Here is a 16,470-nt window from a genome sequence, read left to right on the forward strand (position 1 = left end):
CCGGATCCAGGTGCCGCCGATGCTGCTCGTGCCGCCGCACCGGCGCAGCCGGCCGTCGCGGCGCCACCGCTGGGGAGCTGACCGAGCACGGGCTGGCGCCGGAGGACCGACCCGGTGGTGCCCTCGGGCCGACCGGGACCTTCGACCCGGTCCGCCGCGCGCCGGTCGACCTACCATCGCGACCGAGCGGCGCAACCGAGGGAGAGCCGTGTCGGAGTGGCTGGCGGCCCCGCCGGACGGGGTGGACCTGGACCGGGCCAACGCGGCCCGGGTCTACGACTACTACCTGGGCGGCAACCACAACTTCGCCGCCGACCGGGAGCTGGCCGAGCAGGCCATCGCGCTGTGGCCGGACCTGCCGCTGATCATGCAGGCCAACCGGGCGTTCCTGCGCCGGGCCGTGGAGTTCTGCGCCACCGAGGGCATCCGGCAGTTCCTCGACCTGGGCTCGGGCATCCCGACGGTCGGCAACGTGCACGAGGTCGCCCAGGCCGTCGCGCCCGACAGCCGGGTCGTCTACGTCGACAACGAGTCCGTCGCGGTCGCGTCCAGCCGGTCCATGCTGCGCGGCAACCCGCGCGCCGCGACCGCCTGGGCCGACCTGCGCGACCCCGAGGCGGTGCTGGGCTCGCCCGAGGTGGCCGCGCTGCTGGACCTGTCCCGGCCGGTGGCGCTGCTGATGGTCGCGGTCCTGCACTTCGTCCTCGACGACGACCACCCCGCCTCGATCGTCGCCCGCTACCGGGACGCGCTGGCGCCGGGCAGCTACCTGGTGGTCTCGCACGCCACTTCGGAGGGGCGGCCGGACATGGTCGAGTCGCACGAGGAGCTGTACCGGCGGCGCACCTCGACCCCGCTGACCATGCGTTCCCGCGCCCAGGTCACCGCTTTCTTCGCCGGGTTCGACCTGGTCGACCCGGGCGTGGTGCTGCTGCCGCAGTGGCGCCCGGACTCGTCCGAGGACACCGGCGGACCTCCCGAGCGCTTCAGCGGACTGGCCGGCGTGGGACGCAAACCCGCCCGCTGACCACCGGATTCCCGCGAATGTCCACAGTGCACTGAGCCCGGTTGCTCCGGGCGGCTGATCCGCGCCCGCTACGACGTCCGGGGGCTGGACAGCGTTCGGAGCCGGGTTCACATTCAGTATGCAGTATGCGGAATCCGGTAGTCCACAGACCGGTCGCACCGGCCTGCCACGAGGGACACGTCCACAAGACAGAGCACCTCGCACGAGTCCGGGAGCTCACATGAGCAGATCTTCGGCACGATTCCGGGAGTTGACCGACGCGAACGGGCGCGTCTACCGCATCGGCGAGACACCGCACGACATCATGGGCCGCTCACGGGCCTGGATGGTGTGGCTGCCGTGGCTGGCGATGATGGCGGTGAGCGTCTTCGAGTACGGCTGGGGCGCCGCCGCCGAAACCCTGGAGAAGGTCCACGGCTGGACGCTGAACGACGCGTTCTGGCTGGCCAGCCTGTGGGCGGTGTTCCAGGCCGGGGTGGCGTTCCCGGCGGGCAAGCTGCGGGAGAAGGGCATCGTCACGGCGCGCTCCGCGATGCTCGCGGGCGCGGTGTGCTGCGGCATCGCCTACTTCACCATCGCGCACGTCGACGACCTCGCACCGGCCTTCCTCGGCTATTCGGTGCTGGGCGGCACCGGAGCCGGGCTCACCTACGCCACCTGCGTCAACATGGTCGGCAAGTGGTACCCGGAGAAGCGCGGCGCCCGCACCGGCTTCGTCAACGGCGGCTTCGCCTACGGCACCATCCCGTTCATCTTCGTGTTCAGCTACCTGTTCACCGCGCGGGACTTCTCGCTGGTGCTGGACCTGATCGGGCTGTACATGCTGATCGTGGTCGGTGCCTGCGGCCTGCTGTTCGCCGACCCGCCGAAGAACTGGTGGCCGCACGACGTCGACCCGCTGCGCCGCGGCGCGCAGGACCGCCGCGCCGCCGCGCGGCTGGCGAAGAACCCGCCGGCGACGCGGCAGTACACCCCGGCGGAAGCGATCCGCACCGGCATGCTGCCGCTGATGTGGGGATGCCTGGTGATCATCGGCGGGGTGTCGCTGTTCGGGATCAACTTCCAGGTGCCCTTCGCCAAGGAGTGCGGCTTCGGCCCGTTCGTGGCCGCCTCCTCGATGGGCGTGCTGTCGGTGGTCAACGGCACCGGGCGGACGCTGACCGGCTGGCTGTCGGACTACCTCGGGCGGCGGCGGACGCTCACCCTGGTGCTGCTGGTGGCCGCCGCCGGCCAGTTCGGCGTGCTCTACGCGGGCCGGCACGGCGACCTGGCGCTGTTCCTGGTGTTCGCCTTCGTCAACGGATTCGGCGGCGGCGCGTTCTACCCGCTGTTCGCCGGACTGGTGCCGGACTACTTCGGGGAGAACAACAACGCCTCGAACTACGGCCTGGTCTACAGCGCCAAGCTGGTCGGCGGGATCGGCGGTGGCGGCGTGGCGGCGGGCGTGGTCACGGCCTGGGGCTACCCCGGTGCCTACGTGCTGGCCGGGTGCATCGCCCTGCTGGCCGCGGCGATGACGCTGTTCCTGCACCAGCCCGGGCGGGACCGCAGCCCCGCCGCGACCTCGCCGCGCACCGATCCCGCGACCCGGTTATCCACTGTGGACACGGTCGGATCCGTTGCGGCGTCAGGGAAGCCGATCGGGCAGGACATCGCCGCGCAGCACCCAGCGCCGGGTCAGCGGATCACGCACCCAGCGCAGTTCGCCCTCGTGCTCCCACGGTTGCAGGGAGGCGAGGTAGCCGGCCCACAGCCGGTTCTGCACGGCGAGGAAACGGCGCAACCCGGTCAGCCCGCGGCCCAGCGGACCGGTTCTGCCGGGAGTCGGGAGAGCTGCTGTAACACCCATGCCCCGAAGTCTGGGCTCCCCGCCCACGCCCGGACAGTGGCTGTGATGACGTTGTGCGCAAAAATCCTGCCAAGTACCGTGGAGTCATGCTGCGCACCGTCGCCGTCCCGGTCATGCACGCCGTCGCCCCGTTCGAGCTCGGGGTGCTGTGCGAGGTGTTCGGGGTCGACCGCAGTCGCGACGGCGTGCCGCGGCTGGACTTCCGCGTCTGCGGCGAACGCCCCGGGCAACCGGTCCCCACCACCATCGCCGGCATGCGGGTGGTGCCCGAGCACGGCCTGGACGACCTGCTGGGCGCCGACGTCGTGGCCGTCCCCGCCGGGGACGTCCGCGACGCGTACCCGCCCGAGCTCCTGGCCGCGCTGCGGGCCGCGCACGAGCGCGGCGCCACCCTGCTGTCGGTGTGCACGGGCGCGTTCATCCTGGGCGCCGCCGGGCTGCTCGACGGGCGCCGCTGCACGACGCACTGGTACCACGCGGCGGCCTTCCGCAGCCGCTTCCCGACCGCCGACCTCGACCCGGACGTCCTGTTCGTCGACGACGGGGACATCATCAGCAGCGCGGGCACCGCGGCGGGGATCGACGCGTGCCTGCACCTGGTGCGCCGGGAGCTCGGTTCGACGGTGACGACGAAGATCGCGCGGCGCATGGTCGTGCCCCCGCAGCGCGACGGCGGCCAGCGGCAGTTCGTCGACCTGCCGGTGCCGGCGGGCGACAGCCTCCAGCCGCTGCTGGAGTGGGTCGGCTCCCGGCTGTCGACCGACCACACCGTCGCCGACCTGGCCCGGCGGGCGCGCATGTCCGAGCGGACCTTCGCGCGCCGCTTCGTCGCCGAGACCGGCACGACACCGGGCCGCTGGCTGACCACCCAGCGGGTGCTGCACGCCCGGCGGCTGCTGGAGGACACGCGGTTGGGCGTCGACGAGATCGCCCGCGAGTGCGGCTTCGGCACCGCGGCGCTGCTGCGCCACCACTTCCGCCGCGTCGTCGGCGTGTCCCCCACCGACTACCGCCGCACCTTCGCCCGGCGAGGCGCGTTCGCCTGACCCGGCGGCGCTGCCGGCCGGTCAGCCGACCACGTGCCCCGGTGCGGCGCCTTCGGACCGGTCGGTGGTGCGCAGCGACGCCTCGATCTCCTCCAGGCTGCGGCCCTTGGTCTCCGGTAGCCAGCGGTGCAGGTAGGCCAGACCGAGCATGCCCAGCACCGCGTACAGCCAGAACACGCCCGAGGCGCCGAGCGCCGAGATCAGCGTCAGGACGCTGATCGACACCGCCAGGTCCAGGCCCCAGTGCGTGACGATGCCGAACGACGCGGCCTTGCCGCGCACGCTGTTCGGGAAGATCTCGCTGTTGACCAGCCAGATCGCGATGCCCAGGCTGCACGCGAACGCCGCCTCGTACACGATCAGCGCCGCGATCAGCCCGATGGCCACCCCGCCGCGCACCGGTTGCAGGAACAGCACGCCGATCGCCAGTAGCGCCGCGATCACCACGACCGTGCCGCCGAGGATCAGCGGCCGCCTGCCGAGCCGGTCGATGAACGCCAGCGCCACCACCGTGGACAGCACGTTCACCGTGCCGATGCCCACCGACGACAGGATCGCCGCGGAATCGCCGAACCCGGCGTTCTTCAGGATCGTCGGCGCGTAGTAGATCACCGCGTTGACCCCGACGACCTGGCTGGTGCCCGCGGCGGCCACGCCCACCGAGACCCACCGGCGGTAACCGCGGCCCAGCAGGTCGCGGTAGGACAACCGGCTCTCGGCCCGCAGCGCCGCGGCGATGTCGGCCAGCTCGGCCTCGACCTCGTCCGGCGGCCGGGTGCGCGCGAGCACCTCGCGGGCCCGCGCCTCCCGCCCGTGCGCGAGCAGCCAGCGCGGGCTCTCCGGCAGGAACAGCAGCCCGGCCAGCATCACCACCGAGGGCAGCACGGCCAGCCCGAACATCCACCGCCACTGGCCGCCGCCGGACAGCGCGTAGCCGACCAGGTAGGAGGCGAGGATGCCGACCGTGACCATGAGCTGGTGCAGCGACACCAGCGCGCCGCGGTGCGCGCGGGGCGCCATCTCCGCGATGTAGGTGGGCACCACCAGCGACGAGGCGCCGATGGCCAGTCCCAAGCCGGTCCGGGCGGCGGTGAGCACTCCCGGATCCGGGGCCGCGGCGCACAGCAGCGTGCAGCCGGTGAACACCACGGTCACGCCGACCAGCACGCGGCGGCGGCCGAGCCGGTCGGCCAGCGGGCCTCCGGCGACCACCCCGGCCACCGCGCCGACCAGCAGCGACGACACCACGAGCTGCTGCATCATCGCGGACAGGCCGAAGTCCGGTGTCAGGTACAGCAGCGCCGCCGAGATGACGCCGGTGTCGTAACCGAACAGCAGCCCCCCGAGCGCGGCGATCACCGACGCGCTGACGACGACCACCCGACCGCTTCCGGTGCCGCGCTGCTCCGGCGCCCGTCCCGCTTCCCGCATCGTCGATCCGCCTCCTCAGCCATCCGGGTGATATCCCGCTGACCAGGCCGGATCCGGTTGCGCGATCGTCCACTTCTGACGGTCGTGGACCGGACTCCCCCTGCGCCACACCGTCGCTCAGGTTTCCCGAAGGCGCAATCGGGAGGCTGACGGATGGTCGTGCCGCGTACCGGCGGCTTCAGCGCTCCTTCGAACGGGTGCGCTCAGCGCGTCGAGTGGACCACCTCGTCGCCGAAAACCCCGCGAGCGGCGGGTTTTCGGACTCGCCGCCCCGGGTGGGGGCTCGGTGCAGCGGGTGGCGCCCTCGACGCGCAGGCGTTCGACCACCTCGCGGGACCGCCCGCCCGGCTCCCGGCACGGCGCGGTGCACGAGTGCTCGGGCGCTCCGGAGCGGGCGGGCAAGGGGCTTGGCGACCCGGTCCGCCCGCGGATCGTCACCCCATCAGCGGTGGTGCACGCGCGTTGTCGCGGAGTGCAGGATGTGCACGAGGAGGGGGACATGAAGCAGGTCCTGATCGCCGCGGCGCTGGCGGTCGTGGCGGTGGCCGCGACGGTGGCACCCGCGTCGGCGACGCCGCGCGGATGCCTCGACCCGGCGGTGCCGCTGCCGGTCGAGGAGAACCGGCTCGGCGCGACGCTGCCCGACGAGGCCGATCCCGGCCGTGCGCAGGCCGAGCCGTTGTCCGAGCGGATGATCGGGGGAGCCGGGTTCGGGGCGTTCACCCCCGACCTGGTCGCTCGGCTGTGCCGGACGAGCGGTCCGGCAGCGGCGCGCGCGGTGGTGGTCGACGCCGGCGAGCGGCTGTGGCGGGCGGCCGTGGACCGGGCGCAGCGGCGGGTGGTGCGCGGCGCGCTGCCGTCGAGCGACGACCGGCCGCTGTACTGGACGCGGCTGCGCGCGCGGGCGGCGCTGCGGCAGTGGGTTCCCGGCTTCCGGGTGTCGCGCGAGCGCTTGGTCACCGCGTTCGACCGGGCGTCCCGGGGTGTCCGCGACGTCGACTTCCCGCCGGGCGTGCGGCGGGTGCTGGTCAGCGGTTTCGACCCGTACACGCTCGACGGCGGCCAACGCGGACCGGCGCCGGGCACGGTGGGCAACAACCTGCGGCACGGCAACCCGTCCGGGGCCGCCGCGCTCGCCCTCGACGGCACGACGGTCCGCACGCCCGACGGCGGCCTCGCCCGCATCGAGGCGTACACGCTGCCGGTGAACTACCCGGAGTTCGCGCGCGGGTACCTGGAGGACACCGTCGGACCGGCGATGCGGCGCGGGCTCGACGCGTCGGTGACGATCAGCCAGGCCGGTGGTGCGGCGTTCGACCTGGAGCAGTGGAACGGCCGGTACCACGGCGTCTCCCCCGGCAACGACGGCGTGCGCCCCTGCCCGCCGGTGCACGGCGCGCCGCGTCTCGCGGTCGACGACCCGCGCTGCGACACCGCGGTCGTACCCCGTTGGGGTGGTCCGGCGGACTTCGACCTGCACAACCCTCCGCAGTGGACGTCCACGACGCTGCCGGTGGACCGGATGATCGCCGCGCGCACCGGCGCCGGGGTGCCGCGCCCGCCCGGCGACACCTGGCCCGACCAGTCCGAGGCGTTCGGCGTGGTGTGGCACACCAACTACACCGAGTTCCCGGACTGCCGCTCGACCGAGCGGGTCACCCGCAACTCCCCCGTCCCGCCGGAACACCCGCCGGCGGCACCGCCGGTGCCGCCGGACCCCGGTTCGTGCTCCTACAGCGGCGGGGGCGGCAACTACCTGTCCAACGAGAGCGGCTACCGCAACGCGCTGCTGCGCGACCGGATGGGCCTGGACATCCCCGCCGGGCACGTGCACACGCCCGACATGCAGCACTTCGAGACCCGGTTCGGCGACAGCGACGCCACCTTCGACGCGTGGCGACGGGCCATCGTGCACCAGACCCGCGAGCTGATCCGGGTCGTCGCCGACGGCTGAGCGCCAGGCGGATCCGCGCGGTTCAGCCCGCCAGCAGCCGTTGCCGCTCGGCCGGGTCGGTGGCCAGGTCCACGACCGTGCAGGCCATGCCCAGGGCGGCGTCGCGGACCGCCCGGTCGCCGCCCGGACCGGCCGCGGCCTCGGCGAACGCCGGGTGGTGGATCGGCGGGGCGTCCCCGAGGTCGAGCATCGGGTGGATCGTCGGGAAGTGGTGGGAGACGTTGGCCATGTCGGTGGAACCGCCCCGGGTGTCCTCCGGGACCAGGGCGCGCCCCAGCTCGGCGGCGTTGTCCCGGAACAGCTCCTCCATCCGCGCGTCACCGCGCATCTCCGCGTACGGCGGGTCGGACGGGGTGAACTCCAGCTCGGCGCCGGTGGCCACCGCCCCGGCCTCGAAGCAGCGGCGCAGCACGGCCTCGACCCGGCCCAGCGACTCCAGGTCGTGGGCGCGCACCATCCACTGCCCGGCCGCCGACTCCGGGATGACGTTCGGCGCGGTCCCGGCACCGGCGACGCAGCCGTGGATCTGCTGACCGGGTTCGAGCTGCTGGCGGGCCAGGCCGATGGCGGTCAGGGCGACCGTCATCGCGTCCAGCGCGTTGACGCCCTGGTGCGGTTGCGCCGAGGCGTGCGCGCTCCTGCCCCGGTAGCGGACGTCGAAACCGGCGCAGGCCAGCGGCAGCATGTTCGTCCGGTCGGCGTTGCCGGGGTGCACCATCATCGCGGCGTGGGTGCCGTCGAAGTCGCCCTGCTCCAGCATCAGGATCTTGCCGCCGCCGCTCTCCTCGGCCGGGGTGCCCAGCAGCCGCACGGTGACGTCGAGTTCGTCGGCGACCCCGGCCAGCAGCGTGAAGGCCCCCAGCGCGCCCGCCGCGATGATGTTGTGCCCGCACGCGTGCCCGACGCCGGGCAGCGCGTCGTACTCGGCGCAGATCGTCACGACCAGCGGACCGCTCCCGGCGTCGGCGCGCACCGCGGTCGGCAGTTCGCCGAGGCCGTGCACCACCCGCGCGCCGGGAACGGCCCGCAGCTCCTCGGCCAGCCACGCCGACGCCTTGAACTCCTCGAACCCGGTCTCCGGCGACTCGTGCAGCCGGTGGCTGAACGCCAGCAGGCCGTCGGCGATGTCGGCGTAGGAGTCGTGCAGGCGCTTCTTGAGCTCGTTCACGTGGCCGTCCTTTCCTCGGTGCGCACCGATGATGTGCGCCCGAGGACCGGATGCCAAGTCCCGATCAGCCGCCGTAGACGTCCTCCACGTAGCGGTGCTGGGCGATGAGGTCGTCCAGCCAGCGCCGGGCCTTGTCCTCGTCCGCGCCGGTGTGTTCGCGGTGCAGGCCCAGGAACGCGTCGCGGACACCGGGCGCCATGCGCGCGCCGTCGCCGCAGACGTGCACGCGCGCGCCCGCCTCCAGCAGCCGGTGGATCTCCTCGCCGTCGGCGAGGATGCGGTGCTGGACGAACCGCGCGCCGCGCTCCGGCGCCTCGGAGAACGCCGGGCGCATCGACACCGCACCGGCGGCCTCCGCCGCGGTCAGTTCCTCGCGGTGCAGGTAGTCGACGTCCGGGTGGTCGCAGCCGAAGTAGCACAGCGCCGGGGACGGCGCCTCGCCCCGGCCCAGCGCGTGCACCCGGTCGGCGATGAAGCCGCGGAAGGGCGCCAGCCCGGTCCCGGCGCCGACCATGATCACCGGCGCCTCGGACGCGGGGTCGACGCGGAACACCTCGCGGCACGGGCGCACCGCCGCCCGCACCCGGTCCCCGGGCCGCAGCCCGGCCATGTGGTGCGATCCGACGCCGCGGAACTCGCCGGAACCGGTGCGCGAGGGGGCGGTGAGCACCGAGACCATCAGGTCGACCTCGCCCGGCTGGGCCTGCGCGGACGACGAGATCGAGTAGGTGCGGGGACGCATCGGCGGCAGCAGTTCCAGCAGCGCGCCGAGCGGCAGGTGCTCGCGCAGCGCGGGATTGCCCTCCACCAGGTCGAGGACGGTGCGCCCGTCGGGTTCCGCGGCGAGCGCTTCCAGCGCGCGCTGCTCCGGCGGGCAGGGGTTGCGGTCGGCCAGCGCGCGGACCACCTTGCCGGTCGCGGGCGCCTGGAGTTCGACGAAGTGGGTGAGCAGTTCCCGCACGGTCACCGGGCGGTCGACCGGCAGCGGGCGGCGCAGGCCCTCCCGCGGCCGGACGCGGACCAGCTCCTCGGGGTCGAGGTGCAGCAGCTCGACGGCCCGGCGGACCTGCTCCGGCCGGTTGTCGGGCAGCACGGCGAGGTGGTCCCCGGTGCGGTAGGTGACGCCGTCCGGCAGCCGCAGCCGCAGGAACCGCTTGGGACGCGCCAGCGGGTGCTCGGTGTCCACGAGGGACTCCGCGGCCAGCACCTGCATCGGCCGCAGGCCGTGCCGCTCGTCCAGGTCCGCGGTCACCGGCCCGCGGACCGGTTCGACGGTGTAGGCGGGCGCGCCGTCCTCGGCGGTCGCACCGGTGCCGGTGTCGTCGCCCCAGTGCTCCAGCAGCGCCGTCCACAGCCGGTCGCCGAACTCGTCGGTGTCGCCGAGCGGATCGCCGGAGACGTCGACGACACCGCGCTCCACCAGCCGCTGCCCGCCGGTCTCGGCGAGCCGCTGGTCGATCAGCGACGGGATGCGCTGGAAGGTCGCCACCCAGTTGCGGTCGCCCACCCCGAGCACCGCGTAGCGCACGCCGCGCGCCACGGGATCGGCGGTGCCCTCCAGCCAGGAGACGAACTCCGCCGCGTTCTCGGTGGGACGGCCGTTGTAGGAGGAGGCCACGACCAGCAGCGGGCCGCCGGTGGGCAGCTCGCCGACGGCGGAGTCCAGCGGTGCCACCGAGGTCCGGCAGCCGCGCTCGGCCGCCTCGGCGGCCAGCTGCTCGGCGGTCGCCTTGCTGGTGCCCAGGTCGGAACCGTAGAGCACGGTCAGCTCGGTGCCCTCGCGGACCCGGCCGACCACCCGCTCGCGGGGCGCGGCCGGCACCGCCGGGGTCGCGCGCCGCCGCTCCTGCGGCGTCCGGCGCACCAGGCCGAGGGTGAGCCCCGCGGGCTTGATGGTCAGCGTCTGCTGGATGCGCAGCCGGTAGCGGGCGTGGTCGAGCAGCCGGTACCGGTGGATGATCATGCCGAGCACCATGGTCGCCTCGTGCAGCGCGAACTGGCGGCCGATGCACTCGCGCTCCCCGGTGCCGAACGGTTTGAACGCGTGCGGCGGGCGCTGCTGCTCCCGCTCCGGGGAGAACCGGTCCGGGTCGAAGTTGTCGACGTTGTCGCCCCACACCGGATCGCGGTGCAGCAGCGGCGTGAACACCAGCACCGACTGTCCCTTGTGGATCGGGTACTCGCCGCCGAGGACGGTGTCGGTCAGCGCCTGGCGGGAGAAGCCCGGCGCGGTCGGCCACAGCCGCAGCGCCTCGTTGAGGATCTGCCGCACGTAGCGCAGCTTGCCGATGTCGGCGAAGCTCGGCCGCGGGTCGTCGTCCGGCCCCCACAGTTCGTCCACTTCGGACTGCGCACGGGCCAGCACGGCCGGGTTCTTCGCCAGGTAGTGCAGCGCGAACGACAGCGCGCCGGAGGTCGTCTCGTGCCCGGCGATGAGGAAGGTGATCACCTGGTGGCGGATGTTGACGTCGTCGAGCGGATCGTCGGCGCCGAGCATCAGGCCCAGCAGGTCGCCGGTCGCGGTGTCCCCGGCCTGGCGGCGCTCGCGGATCACGTCGTCGACGATGCCGAACATCAGGCGGATGTCGCGCTCGTGCTGCTCGTCGGCCTTCCGGTACAGCCGGCCCAGTCCGGGCAGCCGCTTGGCCTGGTTCTGCGCGTGCAGCAGGGCGCGCACCATCGCCTCGACGAAGGGGTGCGGGGTATCCCGGCCGAACGACCCGAAGTCGTAGCCGAACCCGCACAGGCCGATGGTGTCCAACGTCAGGCGGGTCATGTCGCCGGGCACGTCCACCGGCCGGGACCCGGCGGCGGCGTCCCAATGGCGCAGCAGGTCGTCGGCGACCCGCAGCATCGTGTCGTGGTAGTCGCGCATCGAGCTCATCGCGAACGCGGGCATGAGCATCCGGTGCGCCTTGGCCCAGTTCGGCTCGTCGTTGAACGCGGTGAACAGCCCGTCGCCGGTGAACCGGCGCACGCGGCGCAGGGCGGGGCCGACGCCCTTGGCGAAGCGCTGCTCGTCGGCGAGCTCGGCGACCAGGTCGGCGCCGGTGACCATGGCGATCTCGCTGCCGAGGACCTTGCGGCCGAAGATCGGCCCGAGGTCGCGGGCGCTGTCCACGAGGTCCTGCAGCGGCGCGGGGCTGAACAGGGCCGAGACGTCGCCCAGCAGCGGCAGCCTGCCGGGCGGGTGGGGCAGCCGCCGCGCGTCGAGCCCGCCGGGTCGCTGGTGTGCCGCCATGTGCCTCTCCTCGTGCGTCGGGATTCCTCGCCACCGATGTTCGACGTCCGCGGCCCGCGCCCGCCGCGACCGCACTACCAGAATCTGTAGCATCGAGACACGTGTTCTCCTTGACGGAAGACCACTCTTCGGATACCGGGCCGCTGGGAGTGGATCTGGCGGCTTTCCTGGCGGAACTGCCCATCGCCGCCGCGGTCTTCGACGCCGCCGAGCACGTGCGGTGGTCCAACGAGCCGTTCCGGCGGCTGCACCCGGACATCCCGGAACCGCTGTCCGACGCGCTGCGCGCCGCGCACGAGACGGTCCGCCACACCGGCCGAACGCTGGTGCGCGACTCCGCGGGCGAACCGACGTGGCGCACCTACCACTTCCCGATGCCCGAGCCCGGCCACGTCGGGTCGGTGCTGCTGGACATCACCGGGCTCGTCGACGCGCAGCGCCGGGTCCGCCAGTGGCGCAGCCGGACGCTGGACATGATGTTGTCGCTGCCGCTGCCGATCGCCGCCTGCCGGCTGCACGGGCAGATCGTCGAGGCCAACCCGCCGATGGCCGAGTTCCTCGGCCAGGACATGCGGTCGCTGCGCGGGGTGACGCTGACCGAGCTGCTGCGCCCGACCGACCCGGCGGTGCTGGACAAGATCGGGCGCACGCTTCGCGCGGGCGGCCGGGCCGCGTACCGGTTCTCCGCCGTGCCCCTGTCGGAACGCGCGTCCGGCAGCGCCGGGTCGGTGACGTTGCAGCCGGTTCCGCACCCGGAGCTGGACGCCTCCGGCCTGCTGGTGGTGGTCGTGCCGGAGCCCCCGGCCGCCGAACCCGGCCCGGCACCGCCCGCCGAGCTGGCCGAGCGGGAACGCCGCGTGCTGGAGGAAGTCGCGTTGGGGCGGCCGAGCACGGCCATCGCCCGGTCACTCGGGATGACCGCCGACGGCGTCAACTACCACCTCGCCCGGCTGCGCGACCGGCTCGGCGCGACCAACCGCACCGCCCTGGTCGCCGCCGCCTACGCCCGCGGCCTGCTGCGCGGTTGGCCGCCGTCGGCCGGGTGATCACTGGCCGATCGGGTAGAACGGCGTCCAGGGCGTCTCGGTGATCTTCTGCTTGGCGTCCCAGAGCTGGACCTGGAACCGCAGCTTTCCCTTCTCGCTCAGGTCGAAGTCGCAGTCCACCATGCCGCCCTTGCTGTTGAGGTCCCGGCACTCCGGCTTCGGGCCGTAGTCGGTCTCGGCCGCGACCCGGATCCACCTGCCGTCGGCCTTGGTGTCCTGGGCGTACAGGTGGTCCCCGTACGCCTGGAAGCAGCCGATGCCGCGCTGGGCGCCCTCGAACGAGATCGTCTGGCACCACTTGGTGCGGTCCGGCGGGTTGCTCGGCGGCGGGTCGTGCGGATCGTCGTCGACCGGCGGCGGCAGCACCGGCGATCGACCGGCGGGCGGCTGCTCCGATGTCCGAGCGGACTCGGAGGCCGCCGTGCCGGCGCCCGGGTCCTGCGGGAGCGGCCGTCCGGCCTCGGTCATCCGCGTGGTCACCACCAGGGCGACGGCGACCGCGGCCACCGCACCGGCCCCGGCGAGCACGACCGGCCACCGCCGCCCGGCGGAGCGCCGCGCACCGGTGCCGCCCGGTGCCGGGACCGGCGCGACGGTGGTCAGCGCCTGGCGCGCGGCGCGGGCGAGTTCCCCCGCGGTGCCGAAGCGGTCCGCCGGGTTCTTCGCCATGCCGCGGGCGACGATCCGGTCGAACTCGTGCGGCAGTTCGGGGCGCTGCTCGCTGGGCTTCGGCGGCTCGTGGTTGAGGTGCGCGTTGATCAGCGACGCCGCGGTGTCGGCGGCGAACGGCTTGTCGCCGGTCAAGCACTGGTAGAGCACGCAGGCCAGCGAGTAGACGTCCGCGCGGCCGTCCACCGGCTGGTCGTCGAAGCGCTCCGGGGCCATGTAGTCCAACGTGCCGATGGTCACCCCGGTGGAGGTCAGCGTGGAGGGCATCCGCACCGAGTGCGCGATGCCGAAGTCCACCAGGTACGCGAAACCGCCGGTGCCGAGCAGCACGTTGGACGGCTTGATGTCCCGGTGCACCAGGCCGTCCGCGTGGGCGGCGTCCAGCGCCTGCGCCACCTGCTCGACCACGTGCACCGCGTCGGACGGGCGCATCGGGCCGTGGGCGGTCAGCAGCGCGCCCAGGTCGCTGCCCTCCACCAGGCGCATGTCGAGGTACAGGCGGCCGTCGATCTCGCCGTAGGCGTGGATCGGGATGACGTGCGGCTCGCGCAGCCGGGCGGCGGCGTGCGCCTCCCGCTTGAACCGCTCGCGGAACTCGTGGTCGGCGGCGAGGTCCGCGCTGAGCAGCTTGAGCGCGACGACGCGGTCGTGGCGCGTGTCGTACGCGCGGAAGATCTCGCCCATCCCGCCGCGCGCGATCAACGCCTCCACCCGGTAGGGGCCGAACTGCCACATCACGATGTGCAACCACTCCTCGTCGCCGAACTCCGCCCGGGAATCTTATGGGCTGTCCACGACGCGCCGGGGGGTGTGCGCCGAGATCCCGTGATCGCAGCTCGTGGCGGGAACCGGGTCAGCGGCCGGATTCGGCGGTCAGCGGCAGGGTGGCGGTGAAGACCGCTCCGCGCGGGACGTTGTCGGTGGCGTCGAGGTGGCCGCCGTGGCGGGTGATGATGCGGTGGCTCAGCGCCAGGCCGATGCCGTTGCCGTCCTCCTTGGACGTGAACACGCCGTCGAAGACGCGGCCTGCGGGGATCGCGGCCAACCCCTCGCCGCGGTCGGTGACGGTGAGCTCGGCGTGCCCGCCGGACCGCCGGGTGGCCACCTCGACGCGGCGCTGCGCCGCCGGCCAGCGCGCCATCTCGTCGATCGCGTTGAACCCGAGGTTGAGCACCACCTGGCCGATGAGCACCTGCTCGCACCGCACCGGCAGCGGTTCGCCGGACAGCTCCACCGACAGCCCCACCTGGCGGTCCTTGGCGCGCAGCTGGAGGAAGTACTCGCAGTCGGCGACGATGTCGTTGAGGTCGGCCAGCTGCTCGGACTGCTCCAGCCGCACCACGTACCGGCGCAGGCTGCGGATGATCTGGGCGGCGCGGTCGATCTGCAGCGCGGCGTTGTCCAGCCCCCACAGCACGGATTCGCCCGCGCTGCCGCCGATCCTGCCGCGCACGCCGGCGAGGAAGTTGCACGCGGCCGACAGCGGCTGGCTGAGTTCGTGCGCGATGGCCATCGCCATGTCGCCCATCGCGTTGTAGCGGGCGAGGTGGTTGAGGTGCTGGGCGTCGCGCCGGTGCTCCTCCTCGGCGCGCACCTGCTCGGAGATGTCGTGGAACAGCAGCAGGTGCCCCCGCAGGTCGCTTTCCAGCTCGATGTGCTGGCAGCTGCCCGCGTACCAGCGCAGCGCCCCGTCGCGGCCGCGCAGCCGGTAGCGGCCGTGGTGCTGGGCGCGGGAGGCGATCGCCTCCCGCAGCAGTCCACGGGTCGCGGTGTCGCAGAAGTCCGCGAAGTCCGCGTCCGCGAGGTCGGCGACATCGGTGCGCAGCAGGGTCGCGGCGGACTCGCTGGCGAACGCCACGGTCCCGTCGTCGTCGAGCACCACGATGCCCTCGGCGAGGGTGCGCAGGAACGTCCGCAACCGGCCCTCGGTGCGGAACAGGTCGCGCCGCACCGCTTTCTCTTCGGCGATGTCGCGGAACTGCACCATGACCACCGGCCGGGACGACAGGTCGACCTTCACGGCGATGGCTTCGGTGAGGATCTCCTCGCCGCTCTTGGACCGGTAGCACCACTCCGTGGCGCTCTCGCCGCTGTCCACCGCGTCCTGCAACCAGGCCACGCCGATCTCCCGCCGGTACTGCGCGGCGTTTCCGCTCATGTCCGGCGCTTTGAGCGGCCGCAGCTCGTCGACGGTGAAACCGAGCAGCTCGCAGGCCGCCCGGTTGGCCCACAGGATCTCCTTGGTGGCCGCGTCGTGCACCAGCACGCAGTACTTCATCGACTGGAGCAGCCGGAGGTGGTCGCCGACGTCGAGGTCAGCCATCCCGGCCGTCCAGGCCCGCGCGGGCCATCTCGCGCACCAGGGTGGTGATGCTGCGGGCGCCGACCTTCTCGCGGATCCGGGTGCGGTGCACGTCGACGGTCTTGACGCTGATGCCCAGCCGTCCGGCGATGCTCTTGCTCGGCAGGCCGTCGAGGACCAGGTCGAGGATTTCCCGTTCCCGGCGGGTCAGGTTCGCCAACCGGTCCCGCAGTTCGCGTTCCCGCGCCCGCCGGGCGAACCGCTCCCGCGCGGTGCGCAGCGCGCTCTGCACGACCTCCAGCATGTGCTGCGGGTCGTAGGGCTTCTCCAGGAAGTCGACCGCGCCCCGCTGCATCGCGCGCACCGACATCCGGATGTCGCCGTGCGCGGAGACGAACACCACCGGCAGCACCGAGCCCAGCTCGTTGAGCTCGTCCTGCAACTGGAACCCGCTGGCCTCGGGCATCCGCACGTCCAGCACCAGGCAGGCCGGCCGGTCCGGGTCGTAGCCGGCCAGGAACGAGCGCACGTCCGGGAAGCACTCCGAGCGGATGTTCACCGACTCCAGCAGCCACGCCAGCGACGTGCACAACTCCCGGTCGTCGTCGACGACGTAGACCACGCTCATCGGCCCGCCCCGTTCACTCGGCCCACGCCGCCTCCGCCGTCCGGTGCCCGCCCCGGCGGCGGTGGCGCAGCACCGTCCGGGTGGGTCGTCCTCGCACCTTTCGTATCAC

The 16,470-nt window shown here is 73.4% G+C and carries 10 protein-coding genes and 1 pseudogene; 5 read left to right on the top strand and 6 right to left on the bottom strand.

The genetic code is table 11. The features are described 5' to 3' along the window. Positions 1 to 208 precede the first annotated feature (208 nt). The 3 genes and pseudogenes from NV263_RS19335 to NV263_RS19345 all read left to right on the top strand — a co-directional run bounded on the left by NV263_RS19335 (position 209) and on the right by NV263_RS19345 (position 3,922). Positions 209 to 1,027, top strand: a complete 819-nt coding sequence (locus NV263_RS19335) for an SAM-dependent methyltransferase (protein WP_263247800.1) — start codon at positions 209 to 211, stop codon at positions 1,025 to 1,027. Positions 1,028 to 1,379: 352 nt separating this feature from the next. Beyond that, positions 1,380 to 2,582 (top strand): annotated as a pseudogene (locus NV263_RS19340) (OFA family MFS transporter); the annotation flags it as partial. 380 nt (positions 2,583 to 2,962) lie between these two features. Next, positions 2,963 to 3,922 carry a GlxA family transcriptional regulator gene (locus NV263_RS19345; protein ID WP_263247801.1) on the top strand — a complete coding sequence of 320 codons (960 nt, stop codon included), beginning with the start codon at positions 2,963 to 2,965 and terminating at the stop codon, positions 3,920 to 3,922. Between the two features lie 21 nt (positions 3,923 to 3,943). Here the strand turns inward: NV263_RS19345 and NV263_RS19350 are convergent, their stop codons facing one another. Then, on the bottom strand, positions 3,944 to 5,353 hold the full coding sequence (locus NV263_RS19350; protein ID WP_263247803.1) for a sugar porter family MFS transporter: 1,410 nt from the start codon (positions 5,351 to 5,353) through the stop codon (positions 3,944 to 3,946). Positions 5,354 to 5,852: 499 nt separating this feature from the next. On the opposite strand from NV263_RS19350, the gene NV263_RS19355 reads away from it, so the two are divergent. Continuing rightward, complete coding sequence (locus NV263_RS19355; protein WP_263247804.1) at positions 5,853 to 7,307, top strand: C15 family peptidase; 1,455 nt, start codon at positions 5,853 to 5,855, stop codon at positions 7,305 to 7,307. A gap of 22 nt (positions 7,308 to 7,329) precedes the next feature. Here NV263_RS19355 and NV263_RS19360 read toward each other — a convergent pair whose 3' ends face one another. Both NV263_RS19360 and NV263_RS19365 read right to left on the bottom strand, forming a co-directional pair. Beyond that, positions 7,330 to 8,475, bottom strand: a complete 1,146-nt coding sequence (locus NV263_RS19360; protein ID WP_263247805.1) for an amidohydrolase — start codon at positions 8,473 to 8,475, stop codon at positions 7,330 to 7,332. 64 nt (positions 8,476 to 8,539) lie between these two features. Next, positions 8,540 to 11,716, bottom strand: a complete 3,177-nt coding sequence (locus NV263_RS19365) for a bifunctional cytochrome P450/NADPH--P450 reductase (protein WP_263247806.1) — start codon at positions 11,714 to 11,716, stop codon at positions 8,540 to 8,542. Positions 11,717 to 11,817: 101 nt separating this feature from the next. Between NV263_RS19365 and NV263_RS19370 the strand changes: the two genes are divergently transcribed. Next, a complete protein-coding gene (locus tag NV263_RS19370) occupies positions 11,818 to 12,762 on the top strand; it encodes a LuxR family transcriptional regulator (RefSeq protein ID WP_263247808.1) in 945 nt (314 codons plus the stop codon). Here NV263_RS19370 and NV263_RS19375 read toward each other — a convergent pair whose 3' ends face one another. The 3 genes from NV263_RS19375 to NV263_RS19385 form a co-directional block, all read right to left on the bottom strand. After that, complete coding sequence (locus NV263_RS19375) at positions 12,763 to 14,166, bottom strand: serine/threonine-protein kinase (protein WP_263254264.1); 1,404 nt, start codon at positions 14,164 to 14,166, stop codon at positions 12,763 to 12,765. 118 nt (positions 14,167 to 14,284) lie between these two features. Next, complete coding sequence (locus NV263_RS19380) at positions 14,285 to 15,754, bottom strand: ATP-binding protein (protein WP_263247809.1); 1,470 nt, start codon at positions 15,752 to 15,754, stop codon at positions 14,285 to 14,287. Next, a complete protein-coding gene (locus tag NV263_RS19385) occupies positions 15,747 to 16,361 on the bottom strand; it encodes a response regulator transcription factor (RefSeq protein WP_263247811.1) in 615 nt (204 codons plus the stop codon). Before NV263_RS19385 ends, NV263_RS19380 begins: the two co-directional genes overlap by 8 nt. Positions 16,362 to 16,470: the final 109 nt, after the last annotated feature.

Source organism: Saccharopolyspora rosea, assembly GCF_025643595.1.
Classification (GTDB): Bacteria; Actinomycetota; Actinomycetes; order Mycobacteriales; family Pseudonocardiaceae; genus Saccharopolyspora; species Saccharopolyspora rosea.

What these genes read in the sequence shown, in the direction of transcription:
- NV263_RS19385 (WP_263247811.1), bottom strand. Translation starts at nt 16,361, where the DNA reads ATGAGCGTGGTCTACGTCGTCGACGACGACCGGGAGTTGTGCACGTCG.
- NV263_RS19380 (WP_263247809.1), bottom strand. Translation starts at nt 15,754, where the DNA reads ATGGCTGACCTCGACGTCGGCGACCACCTCCGGCTGCTCCAGTCGATG.
- NV263_RS19345 (WP_263247801.1), top strand. Translation starts at nt 2,963, where the DNA reads ATGCTGCGCACCGTCGCCGTCCCGGTCATGCACGCCGTCGCCCCGTTC.
- NV263_RS19365 (WP_263247806.1), bottom strand. Translation starts at nt 11,716, where the DNA reads ATGGCGGCACACCAGCGACCCGGCGGGCTCGACGCGCGGCGGCTGCCC.
- NV263_RS19350 (WP_263247803.1), bottom strand. Translation starts at nt 5,353, where the DNA reads ATGCGGGAAGCGGGACGGGCGCCGGAGCAGCGCGGCACCGGAAGCGGT.
- NV263_RS19375 (WP_263254264.1), bottom strand. Translation starts at nt 14,166, where the DNA reads ATGTGGCAGTTCGGCCCCTACCGGGTGGAGGCGTTGATCGCGCGCGGC.
- NV263_RS19355 (WP_263247804.1), top strand. Translation starts at nt 5,853, where the DNA reads ATGAAGCAGGTCCTGATCGCCGCGGCGCTGGCGGTCGTGGCGGTGGCC.